The sequence below is a fragment of the Clostridium carboxidivorans P7 genome, from assembly GCF_001038625.1.
In the GTDB taxonomy this organism is placed as follows: Bacteria; Bacillota; Clostridia; order Clostridiales; family Clostridiaceae; genus Clostridium_AM; species Clostridium_AM carboxidivorans.
Genome location: NZ_CP011803.1, coordinates 2,827,920 through 2,841,667, shown reverse-complemented (window position 1 = coordinate 2,841,667; position 13,748 = coordinate 2,827,920). Strand labels below are relative to the sequence as shown.

11 protein-coding genes are annotated in these 13,748 nt (G+C 29.3%); 7 read left to right on the top strand and 4 right to left on the bottom strand.

What is annotated here, in order from left to right:
• The first annotated feature begins 243 nt into the window (after window positions 1–243).
• The 3 genes from Ccar_RS12460 to Ccar_RS12450 all read left to right on the top strand — a co-directional run bounded on the left by Ccar_RS12460 (window position 244) and on the right by Ccar_RS12450 (window position 3,798).
• Window positions 244–1,032, top strand: a complete 789-nt coding sequence (locus tag Ccar_RS12460; RefSeq protein WP_007060718.1) for a hypothetical protein — start codon at window positions 244–246, stop codon at window positions 1,030–1,032.
• A 396-nt stretch (window positions 1,033–1,428) separates the two neighbouring features.
• Window positions 1,429–1,716 (top strand): CD3324 family protein, encoded by a 288-nt coding sequence (locus tag Ccar_RS12455; RefSeq protein ID WP_007060719.1) that lies wholly within the window; start codon window positions 1,429–1,431, stop codon window positions 1,714–1,716.
• A 189-nt stretch (window positions 1,717–1,905) separates the two neighbouring features.
• Entirely contained in the window at window positions 1,906–3,798 is a 1,893-nt protein-coding gene (locus Ccar_RS12450) for an ABC-F family ATP-binding cassette domain-containing protein (RefSeq protein ID WP_007060720.1), read from the top strand.
• A gap of 303 nt (window positions 3,799–4,101) precedes the next feature.
• On the opposite strand, the gene Ccar_RS12445 is transcribed toward Ccar_RS12450, so the two are convergent.
• Window positions 4,102–5,667: a histidine kinase N-terminal 7TM domain-containing diguanylate cyclase gene (locus Ccar_RS12445; RefSeq protein WP_007060721.1), complete on the bottom strand. Its 1,566-nt coding sequence runs from the start codon at window positions 5,665–5,667 to the stop codon at window positions 4,102–4,104.
• 442 nt (window positions 5,668–6,109) lie between these two features.
• Complete coding sequence (locus Ccar_RS12440; protein WP_048030071.1) at window positions 6,110–6,613, bottom strand: GNAT family N-acetyltransferase; 504 nt, start codon at window positions 6,611–6,613, stop codon at window positions 6,110–6,112.
• Between the two features lie 122 nt (window positions 6,614–6,735).
• Here Ccar_RS12440 and Ccar_RS12435 point away from each other — a divergent pair, with 122 nt between their 5' ends.
• Window positions 6,736–8,070, top strand: a complete 1,335-nt coding sequence (locus Ccar_RS12435) for an aminotransferase-like domain-containing protein (RefSeq protein WP_007060723.1) — start codon at window positions 6,736–6,738, stop codon at window positions 8,068–8,070.
• Between the two features lie 173 nt (window positions 8,071–8,243).
• Here the strand turns inward: Ccar_RS12435 and Ccar_RS12430 are convergent, their stop codons facing one another.
• On the bottom strand, window positions 8,244–8,717 hold the full coding sequence (locus Ccar_RS12430) for a MarR family winged helix-turn-helix transcriptional regulator (protein WP_007060724.1): 474 nt from the start codon (window positions 8,715–8,717) through the stop codon (window positions 8,244–8,246).
• Between the two features lie 269 nt (window positions 8,718–8,986).
• Between Ccar_RS12430 and Ccar_RS12425 the strand changes: the two genes are divergently transcribed.
• The 3 genes from Ccar_RS12425 (at window position 8,987) to Ccar_RS12415 (ending at window position 11,400) form a co-directional block, all read left to right on the top strand.
• Entirely contained in the window at window positions 8,987–9,511 is a 525-nt protein-coding gene (locus Ccar_RS12425; protein ID WP_007060725.1) for a GNAT family N-acetyltransferase, read from the top strand.
• 155 nt (window positions 9,512–9,666) lie between these two features.
• Window positions 9,667–10,041, top strand: coding sequence for a carboxymuconolactone decarboxylase family protein (locus tag Ccar_RS12420; RefSeq protein ID WP_007060726.1), 375 nt, complete (start codon window positions 9,667–9,669; stop codon window positions 10,039–10,041).
• A gap of 132 nt (window positions 10,042–10,173) precedes the next feature.
• Window positions 10,174–11,400 (top strand): IS256 family transposase, encoded by a 1,227-nt coding sequence (locus Ccar_RS12415; protein WP_048030069.1) that lies wholly within the window; start codon window positions 10,174–10,176, stop codon window positions 11,398–11,400.
• A 259-nt stretch (window positions 11,401–11,659) separates the two neighbouring features.
• Here Ccar_RS12415 and Ccar_RS12410 read toward each other — a convergent pair whose 3' ends face one another.
• Entirely contained in the window at window positions 11,660–13,654 is a 1,995-nt protein-coding gene (locus tag Ccar_RS12410; protein WP_007063676.1) for a methyl-accepting chemotaxis protein, read from the bottom strand.
• Window positions 13,655–13,748: the final 94 nt, after the last annotated feature.

Below are 13,748 nucleotides of genomic sequence, written 5' to 3'. Positions count from 1 at the left end.
AATGGTTAGTTAATATAAATTAGATAAAAATGGATATTTAGATTTGACAGATAGTGTTAACTATGTTATTGATAATATAAGGATTATAAAGTAAGACATTTTTGGTAATTAAATATAAAATATATAGATTTATTATTCAATAAAAGAGTAAATAGTGCATAGGGACAACTCTTATCTAAATAAAAGAAAGTTATATTAAAAAGTGGTTAGTAAAAATTCTATATAAAAAATAGGAGGTATAGCGTGAGTACATTGGAAGTAAGTAGTGTAGGAGAAAATCTAAGTAATTGTGTTAATTCTGTAAAAAATAAGAATAATGATATTCAAACAAATTCATTTGAAAAAAAGGTTGAAGAGTTTGCTAATAGTAATTCTCTAAATTCTATTGGTGTGAAAAGTCAAGATGGAATGGTAATTAGTCAGCCACCTAATTATTGGATTTATACTGATAGCAGTAATACTATTTCAAATAAGTCAAAGGCCAATATGACAATGGACGAATATAAACAGTATTTTGCAAATGAAATGTCAAAGATACCTGTAAGCTCATATTATAGAGCAAGTTTTACTGGTTCTTTAGTAATTACAGAAAAGGCATTTGAAAAGATGAAATCTGATCCAAAATGGGAAAAGACAGTGTTAAATATGGTTAGGGAGATGTACTCTGTTAATGGTTTACCACAAAGAAGTTATTGTATGCAGGTTATAGGAGCATCACCAGAAGAAACTTATGGTTATACAGTGCCACTAGATAATAAAGGTAGTGGTATTTTCGGAGCTTCTGAAAATAAAAAATCTTGGTGGCAAAGACGTCATGAGAAAATGGAAAAGTTAGAAAAAGAACATGATAGAAAGCAACTAGAACAACAAACACAAGCAGCACAAGCATATGAAAAGTGTGTGGATTTAAATAATTATGATATGTCACAGTTTATGATTTTGAATGCAATGAAAACTAAGATAATATCTAGACAAGTTCCATCACAGTTGAAATTAACTGATTTTATTAGTCAAGTAAGTGAAGTTTTATAATAATTTCTTATTTTGGTTAACTTACATATAATAAGTTTAAAAGCACTGTATTATTCAACTGAATTTTACAGTGTTTCTATTTTGTAATACAAATTTAAAATGTGATTATTGTAGATTTAGAAAGTATGTTTAGAAGTTACTACTAATAATGGCCTAGATATAAATAATAATTATTGCATGTGTTTGAACTCCGTCATAAACCATAATACAACATATAAAGGGGGGACTATGTGTGAGAGACGTATCAGAATGTATTGTGAGACAAGGCTCCGTGCAAAGATTACACGAAAATACAAGGTCTTGTTCGGAGCTGGATTTTGATTGATATAGACTAAAATATTTTTGTGTGGACTTTGCTTTATATTTACAGATTAAATGTAGATAGGAGCATAAGGTATGAAGTATGAAAAAGCACAAAATATATTGCCACAGAATATTATTGAATTAATTCAACAATATGTGGATGGGAGCTATCTGTACATTCCTAGGAAAAGCAATAGCAAAAAAGCTTGGGGGGAACACAGTGGCATAAAAAATAGTTTGAAGAAAAGAAATAGAAATATTTTTAATAAATATAAACAAGGAGTATCTGTTAAAGAACTTGCTGAACAATTTTATCTCACTGAGTACAGCATTAGAAGAATAATCAGAAAGGAAAAACAAGGAATATTAAGTGATTCTTAGAGAAACCTATTTAAATTTTCATAGTATGGACAATTTTATTGCAGAATTATTTATGAACTAGATAAATTATTAAGGTGAGGTTATAATTTATATGTAATTTGAAACACTATAATACTAATTGTTTTATGTTTTTTATAAATGATATATAATTGAAAAGGAAAATAAGCAGATTTATAAGGAGTGCATTGGATGCTAGTTAAAATTACAAATGGCTGCGTTGCTTTTGGCGCAAATACAATATTATCTAATATAGATTTTGAAATAAATGAAGGGGAAAAAGTTGCTTTAGTTGGAAGAAACGGATGTGGAAAGACAACTTTGCTTAAGTTGATTTCTGGTGAATATGAGCTTGCAAAGCTTGATAATGGTGAAACGTCCTCTATTATTACAGCTAGAAATATAACTATAGGTTATCTTAAGCAAATTACCTTTGAAGATGAAACTGTTACTCTTGAGAAAGAAGTAAAAAAAGCCTACAAGGAAATACTTGACATGGAAATTAGGATGGAGAAACTTCTTAGTGAGATGGAAAGCGGTCCAAATAATTCTGCTGTTAAGAAATATTCAGAATTACAGGAAAGCTATAATCTGCTTGGAGGATACACTTATAAGAAGGAATATGAGAGCGCTATCAAGCAGTTTGGTTTTACAAATGAAGATAAGTCAAAGACTCTTTCAGAGTTTTCTGGAGGACAGCGTACTAAAATTGCCTTTATTAAGCTTTTGCTTAGTAAGCCAGATTTATTGGTATTAGACGAGCCTACCAATCATCTTGATATTAATGCTATTGAATGGCTTGAAGAATATTTAAAGTCATATAAAAAGTCAGTTCTTATAGTTGCCCATGACAGGGAATTTTTAGATAAAATTGTGGGTTCAGTTTATGAAATTGAACGAGGAAAAATCACAAAATACGCTGGAAATTATTCTGCGTTTGCTGAAAAGAAGCGTGTTGAGTGGGAAATACAGCAGAAAAAACACATTGAACAGCAAAAGGAAATAGCTCATTTAAGCGGACTTGTTGAACGTTTTCGTTATAAGGCTACAAAAGCGTCTATGGCACAATCTAAAATAAAGCAGCTTGATCGTATGGATGTTGTAGAAGCACCTGAGCTAGCAGATACAAGTAGCTTTCATGCGGATTTTGAACCTGAATACCAAAGTGTTCAATTGGTATTGTCAGTAAAGGATTTGAAAATAGGCTACAGTGAAACACTTTCAACAGTTTCACTAAATATAACTCGTGGTGAAAAAATTGGGATTATTGGCGGTAATGGATTGGGCAAATCTACCTTTTTAAAAACTATTGTTGGTGCAATACCTCAACTTGGAGGTACCTATTCCATAGGGGATAAAGTTAAAATTGGATATTTTGATCAGCATATGGCACAGTATAAAAGTGATAAAACTGTACTAGATGAATATTGGGATGAGTTTCCTAATTTAACTCAGACAGAAGTTAGAGGTGCTCTTGGAGCTTTTCTTTTTACACAAGAAGATGTCTTTAAACCAGTTAATGCCCTTTCTGGTGGAGAAAAGGTACGTTTGGAATTATGTAAGATATTAAAGAGAAGACCAAACTTTCTTATCCTTGATGAACCTACAAACCACATGGATATAATAGGTAAGGAAACATTGGAGAAAATGCTCATGGATTATACTGGTACGGTGCTGTTCGTTTCTCATGACAGATATTTTGTGAAACAGATTGCTTCGTCAGTTTTGGTATTTGATAATGGAAATGTTGACTACTATCCTTTTGGATATGAGCACTATTTGGAGCAGGCAGCAAAGAAATCTTATGAGGAAGAAAAACCTGAAGTTAAAGAAAAAAGTAAAAAGAAGAAATTTACAACGCCTGGTAAGGAAAAGGCTAAAATGGAGGCAAGGATAAAAAAACTTGAAATATTGCTTCAGGAATGTGATGAAAAAATTGCAAAACTTGAAAAAGAACTTCAATCAAAAGAAGTTATTTCCGATTATGTAAGATTAACAGAACTTCAAGAAGAACTTATGGCACAGGAAGAACTCAATATGAGCTATTTGGAAGAATGGGACGAATTGCAAGACAAATTAGCTTAATATTATTAGAGGACATTTGACAGAGGACAGAGGACAATGAAGGTGAGTTTTCCTCCTTACGTCAGAAAACTAATTTATTTCTAAAGCTTGTTTTGCTAACGCAAAATAAGCTTTAAATTTATATTAGTCAGCAATGTTTCACTTTAGTGAAACGAGTCATCAAAAACTTAATTAAAGATTTTTAGCAGCAAAGCGGAGAAAAATCATCCTTCACTGTCCTCTGTCAATTGTCATCTGTCCTCTGAAAAAGTTGTGTCACAATGTGCTTATATTAGCCACTAATTTTTATGTGCGAAAGTTGAGTTAACACAATTCTATTTTGTTTCTTCCATTGAATTTTGCTTTATACAAGCAATCGTCAGCTCTTTTGATTAATGAGCTGATACTGTCATCACATTTTAACTCTGCTATTCCTATACTGATAGTAATATGTGAACATTCATATTCAAATTTATAGTTGCTAACTTTAGATCTAATTTTTTCACATAGCTCATAACCATCTTTCAACTGGGTATCAAACATTAATATTAAAAATTCTTCACCACCAAACCTACCAAATTTCTCGTTAAGCCCTAATTCAGTAGTAACTAAATCAGCTAATTTTTTTAATACTTTATCTCCAGTTAGGTGCCCATAATTATCATTAATTTTTTTAAAATGGTCTATATCAATCATAGCTATAGTAAGTGGAATAGAACTTTTTAAAGTTTTTTTAATTTCTTCCTGCAATAACGTAGTAATATATTTCTTATTGTATACTCCTGTTAACCCATCTTTAATTGAATCACTATATAGCTCTTCATTTAATCTTTTTAATTCATCATTAGCTTGCTTTAACTTATTTTGGGTAACTACTAGTTCCGTTATATCATATAACAATATTAAATATCCAATTATGTAATTTTTATTTCCTTTAATTGCACTTAAAGATCCATAGTAATCAATATTTTTATCTGAAATTTTGTTGTTCAACTGGATTTTTAAGGTTGATTTTTGTAAATCATAAAAGTTATAGTTATAAATATCCTCTATAATTTGGTCAATAGGTAGTCCAATTACTTTTGAAATATTAGTATCTAGTATTTTTAGTGCTTTTCTATTCATATCTACGACTTTTTTATTTTCATCAAGCACTATCATCAATTCATCCATATCTTCAAAAGCATATTCTCTGGCAACAAGGACTATATCCATAAATCTGTATCGAAGTATTCCATAAACACTTACTATTAAGGATATACAAAATGAAACTGAAGTAATATCTAAATTATTATAAATATTTATATTACCTACGAATAAAATATCAGTTATAATCGGGAAAAACATTCCAATTATCATTACTAGGGCTTGTCTTTTTCGAGCGTATTGTTTTGAAAACACAGATTTCAGTAATATTCCTATGCTAATTGTATTCAATAAATAATTATAGCCAGCATTAATCCATAACCAAAAACCTTTATTAAACATTAAGATTTTGTATTTATCTGCAGATTGAAGATAGAAATTATACGCAAACCAATTATTATATTTTGAAGTTAAAACTATAATCGCAGTAATAGTGGGGAAAATAATCAAGGTAACATTTAGCTTACTTTTAAAATTTCTTTCATACATTGAATCTAATATTGTTACTAGCCAAAATGCAGGTATATACACTATAAATGCCATCTTAATTTCAAAACATATAATTTTAGCACTTAGACTGTTTAATAGTAAATTAACAACATTCAAACCATTCCAAATAGAAACTAATAAAATACAAATAATAAAAGGTTTTAGTCCTGATACATTATGTCTTCTAAAAAGAAAAATAGCTATAGTAACTAAAGCAACAGCTAAAATAATTAAAATAAAAATATATAAATCCATGGAAATCCTCCAATATTTCTACATTACTAACATATAAAAAGGTTTTCACTTTTTACCAATTTTTTTATATAAATAGATTTTCTATGTCTAATTATATCATTAATTAAGAAAATATTGGTTTTAAATTTTTAAATTTAATTCATATAAGTATAAATTTTGAGTTTTTTCTACTTAATTTTTAGATTTTCTTATAAAAAATTGATATTTTGATGCAAGAAAAGTACTATTTTATAATCCATCCTCATTAACTTATATTTATGTCTTGTATGTAGTGTTATAATTTAGTTATTAGTTGTTATAGAATAGTAAATCAATTCGATAAATAGTAATTTGTCAGTAAGTAATAGGTAAGAGGTAAAAATTAAGAGTTTTTGTAAAAAATTCAGCAGAGCTGAATTTTAGCTGCAACTATTACCTCTTAGTTTGTTATAAAGTCTAATTTTTAATAATTAGATATTGTTTTTTCCATGTAGATTACATCAAAACTTTCATTATTTTTTTTGCCAATATTATAAAATCTCCCACATTGATTAAATCCATTTTTTTCGTGAAACTTTAAACTTTGAGTATTTTTTGATGAAATGCTTGCAAGCAAATATTTTATACCTATATTTTTTGCATCCTGTTCAAGTAGAGTTAAGGCTGCTTTTCCTAAGCCGCTTCTTACGGAGTCCTTTTCAATAAAATAAGTAATCTCTGCAGTTTCTTTAAAAGCAGGTAATGGACTGTAAGCTTTTAAAAAGCTGAAACCTACTACCTTTCCAGTATCTTCACTTTTTATAATATAAGCTGGGAAGTTCTTAGTCATTTCTATGAATTTTGTGAAAAATTCATAAGGTAATTTATTATCAAAATAAGCTGCAAAACTGTTTTCAATGTAATAATTAAAAATATCTATAACTTCTTTAGAATGAGAAGTTGTCATTTTTTCAAATTTATAATTCATAATTTTTCCTCCAAGTTGTAATTTATTTATTGAGTATACCGGTATGATAATAGTATAATTTTATAAAAATGTTTTAACAATAACCAAAAATTTAATCTATACCGGTATAAAAGAGGTTTAATATGGATAATAAATATAGCAAAATTGCAGATTATATAAAAGAAGAAATACATAGTGGAAATCTAAAACCTGGAAATAAAGTTCCGTCTATAATAGATATATGTAAAAGCTTCAAATGCAGTAAATCTACAGCAATAAGAGCTTATGAAGAATTACAAAAGCAACATCTATTATATTCAATTTCTAAAAGTGGATTTTACGTAGTAGAAAATGATTTAGTAAAACAGGAAAGTCATGATTTTTTAATAGATTTTTATTCTGCTAGTCCAGATGCAAGTTTATTGCCTTATGAAGAGTTTCAACATTCTATTAATCAAGCTATAAGAATATATAAAGATAGTTTGTTTAGTTATTCCAATGTACAGGGCAATCTTGAGTTAAGAAAAACATTTAAAAATCACTTAAGAGATTTGCACATATTTACTAAAGTTGAAAATGTTATGGTTACATCAGGATCGCAGCAGGCTATATATGTATTATCTAAAATACCTTTTCCAAATGGTAAAGGTAAGGTTCTTATTGAACAACCTACATATTATGGAATGATAAAGTCACTAGAGTATAATGAGGTTGCTACTGTAGGTATAAAAAGAGACATTAATGGATTTGATATTGATGAACTTGAAGAAATTTTTAAAAATGAAGATATAAAATTTTTTTATATTCAGCCTAGATTTCAAAACCCAACAGGATTTTCTCTCAGTAATAATCAAAAAAAAGGCATATTGAAGTTGGCTAAAAAATATGATGTTTATATTATTGAAGATGATTATCTTGCTGATCTTGAAACAAACTCAAAAAACGAAACCATGTATTCAATAGATACTTCAGATCGAGTTGTTTACATAAAAAGCTTCTCTAAGACATTACTTCCAGGTCTGAGAGTGGCACTTTTAATTTTACCCCAATCACTTGTTAATATATTTTTACATCATAAAGCTTGTTGTGATTTTATTACCAATCCATTATCACAAGGAGCTCTTGACATATATTTAAAAAGTGGAATGTATGATAATCATTTGAAGAATATAAAAAAGTTTTATAGTAAACAGATGAAAATTCTTAAGGATGCTGTTAATTTGGAATTTTCATCACCATCTCATGTATTTGTACCATCAACAGGATTCTTTGCAAGCATTGAAGTTCCTAATTTGCTTGAAGTTATGGATATTGAAAATATGCTTAAATCACAAAAGGTACGTATATTGAATGTTCATAATATGTTTTTAGATGAATATAAAAAAAATAATATTTTTAGACTTAGTATATGTAGGGTGAATAAACAGCAAATTTATGAGGGAATAAAAATAATTACTAAGGAATTAAATAAAAAGTGATAATATAAAAAGAGTTTATCTTTTACATTATCAGCAGTATGTGTAGTAAAACTTTTAAAAAGACGTGAAAATTAGAAATGTCTCTTTTTAAGTTATCCCATTAAATACTTACAGTGAACTGCAAGTATTTAATGGAGTTTTATAACGTTGTATGGTTAAATGTATCAAGTAAATCATTTCTTGTTGAATTTCTTTAAGTATTGTCGTTGTCCGCCTTTTTTAACCAAGGTCCAATCTGGTTCAAGACAAGCTCGCATATTTTCAAGTAAGCTCAATAAGGTTTTCTGATCTTTTACTGAAATATTTTGCAGCGCTACCTTGTTTGTATAGTTTTCTTCTTCTAGTAATATCTCATATACTTCTTGGCCTTTTTTTGTAGGAAACAAGAGTAGAACCTTCTTATTTTCTGGGCTACTTTCTTTACTAATAAAACCGGATTGTTGTAATTTTTGAATGGCACGTGAAGCTGTTGTACGGTCTACTTTAAGCATTTCGGCGATCCTTTCTTGTATAATTCCTGGATTTTCACATATTCTCACTAAATATGCATACTGACCTTTAGCCAAATCAAATTGTTTGAATTCTATATTGCTGATTGAATCCAAGCAGCGATAAATTTTACCTATTTCCCTCAATATCTCTTTCATAGCTAACCTCTTAATTTCATATTATACTATTTAATTTATATCATAATATTGTTGCAAATGCAATAATATTATGATACATTAATATTGCATATGCAACAATATTGGATTGGAAGAAAGTAATAATTATAAAGCTTAAAGTAAAAATATATACTTGAAAAACCTCCAATAAATGAGCAATAAAATTTTTCCATATAAAATAATAAGTTTATATTATTGTGTTGAGATAGGTTTTAAGGATTATATTTAAGAAAATGAGGAGGAGTAAAAAAATGAAACTTGCTATCAGAGAATGTATGATTGACGACCTTGTTATACTTAGAGAAATTTCTTATAAGACATATAATGAAACCTTCAAAGCTTGGAATACACCTTCTAACATGGAGGATTATTTGGAGAAGGCTTTTAATATGAGTAAAATGCGAGATGAACTGTTAAACGCCAGTTCAAAGTTCTATTTCCTATATGTTGATGAAAAATTGACAGGTTATCTAAAATTGAATGAAGGTTTGGCACAAACTGATATCAAAGACTCAGAATCTATAGAGGTCGAAAGGATTTATGTGTTGAAAGAATTCCATGGAAAAGCATTGGGAAGTGTATTGATGAATAAGGCTATTGAAATTGCAAAAGAAAAGAAAAAGAAGTATTTATGGCTTGGTGTATGGGAAAATAACGATAAAGCTATGAAGTTCTATAAAAGAAATGGATTTTATATCATTGGGAAGCATTCCTTTTTTATGGGGGATGATGAACAAATAGATTTAATCATGCGTAAAGATTTAGAAGTAAATTAAATTTAACATACACATACCAAAACTCTTTTTAACATTGATATTTAATTCAAACGTAGAATAAGATTAGACTTGCACATTACGCAGTGTAATGATTTATAATAAATATGTATTATGAGAAATCATTTAAAAATATTAAAATTGGGGGGAATTTAGTTATGAATGAATTTCAAAGTATACTTAGTTATTATGAGGATGAATTAAAATGGCATCCACCTTTTGCTGAAATACTTTCTAAATATGCTCCAGAAGGTTTAAAAGGATATTTAGTAATGCGTGAATCAGTTCAAAATGGACATTTACCTAAAAAAACAAGAGAATTAATTTTTACAATATTGGATAGTTTAGACGACGAAGTAAGTGGTGCAAAACAACATGCTGTTGCTGCAATAGACGCAGGTTTAACTATGGAAGAATTAGTAGAAGCGTTTGTAATAGTAACTATTGTGAAAGGTATTAATGTTTTGTGTAAAACAGGTGTTGAAGCAATAAAAGCAGCAGAAAAAAGATTTGAAGAAGTAAAAGAAAATTAATAATGAAAATTTTTAAAGAGGGGAACATCCTTAGATTTGTGTAAATCAAATCTAAGGATGTTCTTTTTATGTATGTATAGCTGGTATTTGTGGAAAGAATAACTACAAAAGATTTTTTAGGAGGAGAAAGTTATGAATTCATTAGAGATACCTGATATTGATTTAAAAAAGGAGCTAAACAAATGCAAAAGTATGGAGGATTTAGTTGGTAAGAATGGCTTAATGCAGCGACTATTTGGTGGTATAATTCAACAGTTTTTAGAAGCAGAAATGGAGGAACATCTTGGACGCGAAAAATATGAGAGGCAGAATGGAGAAGATAGAAATTATAGAAATGGATACAGTTCAAAAAATATTAGAACCAGCTTTGGAGAAGTAGGTGTAAATGTACCAAGGGATAGAAAGGCAAATTTTGAGCCTAAGATTGTTAAGAAATACGAAACTGTGTGTAATGAACTTGATAAAAAGGTTATAGGACTATATGCAAGAGGAATGTCTGTGGATGATATTAAGTCAGAAATAGATGAACTATATGGAGTAGATATATCCCCTTCAATGAAATCCAAAATCACTGATAAAGTAATGGATACAGCCAATGCCTGGCAAAATAGAGCTTTAGACCCTATGTATCCTATAGTATATATGGATGCAGTTCATTTTAAGGTTAGAGATCAACATAGAATTGTTAGCAAGGCAGCATATATTTGTATGGCTTTAGATGTTAAAGGTTATAAAGATATATTAGGAATATGGGTTGGTGAGCAGGAAGGAGCTAAATTTTGGTTATCTGTATGCAACGATCTTAAAAATAGAGGGGTTAAAGATATACTCCTAGCATGTATGGATGGTCTTAAAGGTCTTTCTGATGCTGTTAAAGCTGTTTTTCCTGAAGTAAATATACAAAGCTGCATAGTACATCAGATAAGAAATTCTATAAAATATATACCTTCAAAAGATATAAAAGCCTTTTTAAAGGATCTAAAGTGCATATATCAGGCGGTAAATGAAACAATGGCAAGTCAATCACTGCAAGCTTTGGAAGCTAAGTGGGGAGATAAATATCCAATAGTAATACAATCATGGAATAGCAATTGGGATAACCTGTCAACATATTTTGATTTTCCTCAAGATATAAGAAAAATAATATATACCACTAATGCCTTAGAAGGTTTCAACAGACAACTTAGAAAATTCACTAAAATAAGGACCGTATTTCCTACAGATGACTCTCTTACAAAGGCTTTATACTTGGCTACAGAACAGATAATGGTTAAATGGACATCGCCTAAACAAAATTGGCCTAGTACCTTAGCACAACTTAGTATAATGTTTGGAGAAAGAATTGAACAATATATTTAAGCAATAAAGCCTGTACTATTTTGAATAAAGATGAATAATAATGAAGATATTACAAATAATAATAACATAAATAAGCTATACTATCTTATTATCTAGTTATTCCCCAAAAAATAAAAATTACTACAGGACTCAATTCCTATAGTAATTTCCAATTAATTTTCTACTTGTCTATTTTATTTTACACAAACCTACGGACGTTCTCTTAAAGAGACATCAAAAAACTATAGATGCCTCTCTTTTTATTTGAAATTCTTCGTTTTTAAATTTTAAATTTGTTTACTTCATCAATCATTCCCTTAGTCATATTGCTAAGTGTTTGTGCTGCTGCAGCTATTTCTTCTGTAGAAGCATTCATCTCCTCTGAGGACGCAGAAATTTCTTCTGAAGATGCTGAAACTTCAAGAGAAACTGAAGATACATCGTCTACTCTGCTCAAGATAGTTTCTTTATCCTTATCTATACCCTCAGCAGAGGTCTTAACTGTTTCAATTTTAGGAATTACTTCATTTACCGCTTCTATAATTTTTTTAAAAGATATTATTGAACTGTTTATAATCTTAACTTGGTTTATTAATTCATCATCCATTTCAACAGAATCCTGGACTATAACATCTGTATTTTTAGCTATTTCATTAATCAATCTATTAATTTCTTCTGATGATGCTTTTGATTGCTCGGCAAGTTGTCTTATTTCATCTGCGACAACAGCAAAGCCTTTTCCTGATTCACCTGCTCTAGCTGCTTCAATAGCTGCATTTAATGCTAATAAATTTGTTTGTTCTGCAATACTATTTATTATATTAGTAATTTCATTTATTTCCTTTACGTCTTTTCCAAGTCCACTAATTTTACCATTAAAGTTTTTAAATGAACTACTAACTTTCGTTACAGATTGGTTTAATTGATTCATTTCATTACTGCTTTCTTTTGCCATTAAACTAATTTCCCTGGAATTTGAGTCTACAACTTGTATCTCTCCAACCATTCCCGATAACTTATCACTAAAATCATTAAGAATTTCTGTTACATTTATGAAATCCTCAGATTGGGAACTTGTACCCTTTGCAATTTCATTTATTGCCTCCGTAACATTCTGTGAGGAACTAGCTATTTCCTCTGAAATAGAGGATAAGTTTTCTGATTGCATATTAATACTTGTAGAATTATCTTTTATTCGGCTAATCATTTGTTTTAATGATTCCTGCATTACCTTCATTGAATTAGTCATATCTCCAACTTCATCTTTTAATTGAAGATATTTAGGGGAAACTTCTTCACATAGATTACCCTCTGCTAATAATCCCAGATGTTTTGAAGTTGATTTTATTCCTTTAGATATACTATTAGCAATAATATAGACTGTTGCTAATCCAATTAATATAAATAATATAGAAAATGCTGCAACAGAAACCTTTAGGCTATTCAATTCTGATAATATTTCACCATTTGTTACTGTAACTCCTACAGACCATTCAGTTCCTTTTACTGGAGCATAACCTACATATTTTTCTACTCCACTATAGTTATATTGGCCAATTCCTGATTCTCCTGCTCCCATTTTCTTAATAATATCTGCTAAAGGCTGTAATTTATTGTCTTTTTTTGCATTTTCAATTGTGTTATCCATTTTCATAACTAAATCTTTATTAACATTAGCAATGGTTGTCCCATCTTTTTTTATCATAAATGCATAACCTGTTGTTCCAACCTTAACCTGATTAGTTAGTTCGCTTAATGCATTTCCATCTCTTGTTTCAATTAATACTCCTACAACTTCATTATTATTCTTAATAGGAACCACATACTTAACCTCTACACTGCCGCTAACTTTACCTATCAATGGATCCGATACATTATTTTTGCCTGATAATGCCTTTTGATAGTATTCTCTATCCTTCACATTAGTACTTGATCCGTCGGTACTCTTAGTATCACCATTTTTATCTGCAATACCTAATTTCATGCTTCCCATTCTTTTAGCTTGCTCTAAAAGTATTACACTTTTATTTTGCCATGAATTGTTAACATTTCTTATTTCAGGCATTGATGCAATAGCCTCTAATTCATTTAGCTGTCCCTCAACTCTTCCTTGAACACTGCTAGCAGTTTGATCTGCAATTTTAGGAAGTGTTTTGCTTAAATTTGATTGTAGGGACTTTGTTGAATTTATAAATGAAATTGCACCTAAACTTATACATATAACTCCTATTAACAAACCTACAAATAATATTAACTTTGCCTTTATACTTTTCATACACTCCTCCTAATTTCATCCATATTTTTAATTAAGTACAATTTTATGCTAAAAATATCATTGATATTATATCATGCCATAGCATTTGAGTAAA

Coding starts and splice junctions, on each gene's coding strand:
- Ccar_RS12455 (WP_007060719.1), top strand. CDS start 1,429: ATGAAGTATGAAAAAGCACAAAATATATTGCCACAGAATATTATTGAA.
- Ccar_RS12425 (WP_007060725.1), top strand. CDS start 8,987: ATGAAACTTGCTATCAGAGAATGTATGATTGACGACCTTGTTATACTT.
- Ccar_RS12420 (WP_007060726.1), top strand. CDS start 9,667: ATGAATGAATTTCAAAGTATACTTAGTTATTATGAGGATGAATTAAAA.
- Ccar_RS12445 (WP_007060721.1), bottom strand. CDS start 5,667: ATGGATTTATATATTTTTATTTTAATTATTTTAGCTGTTGCTTTAGTT.
- Ccar_RS12435 (WP_007060723.1), top strand. CDS start 6,736: ATGGATAATAAATATAGCAAAATTGCAGATTATATAAAAGAAGAAATA.
- Ccar_RS12415 (WP_048030069.1), top strand. CDS start 10,174: ATGAATTCATTAGAGATACCTGATATTGATTTAAAAAAGGAGCTAAAC.
- Ccar_RS12410 (WP_007063676.1), bottom strand. CDS start 13,654: ATGAAAAGTATAAAGGCAAAGTTAATATTATTTGTAGGTTTGTTAATA.
- Ccar_RS12440 (WP_048030071.1), bottom strand. CDS start 6,613: ATGAATTATAAATTTGAAAAAATGACAACTTCTCATTCTAAAGAAGTT.
- Ccar_RS12430 (WP_007060724.1), bottom strand. CDS start 8,717: ATGAAAGAGATATTGAGGGAAATAGGTAAAATTTATCGCTGCTTGGAT.
- Ccar_RS12450 (WP_007060720.1), top strand. CDS start 1,906: ATGCTAGTTAAAATTACAAATGGCTGCGTTGCTTTTGGCGCAAATACA.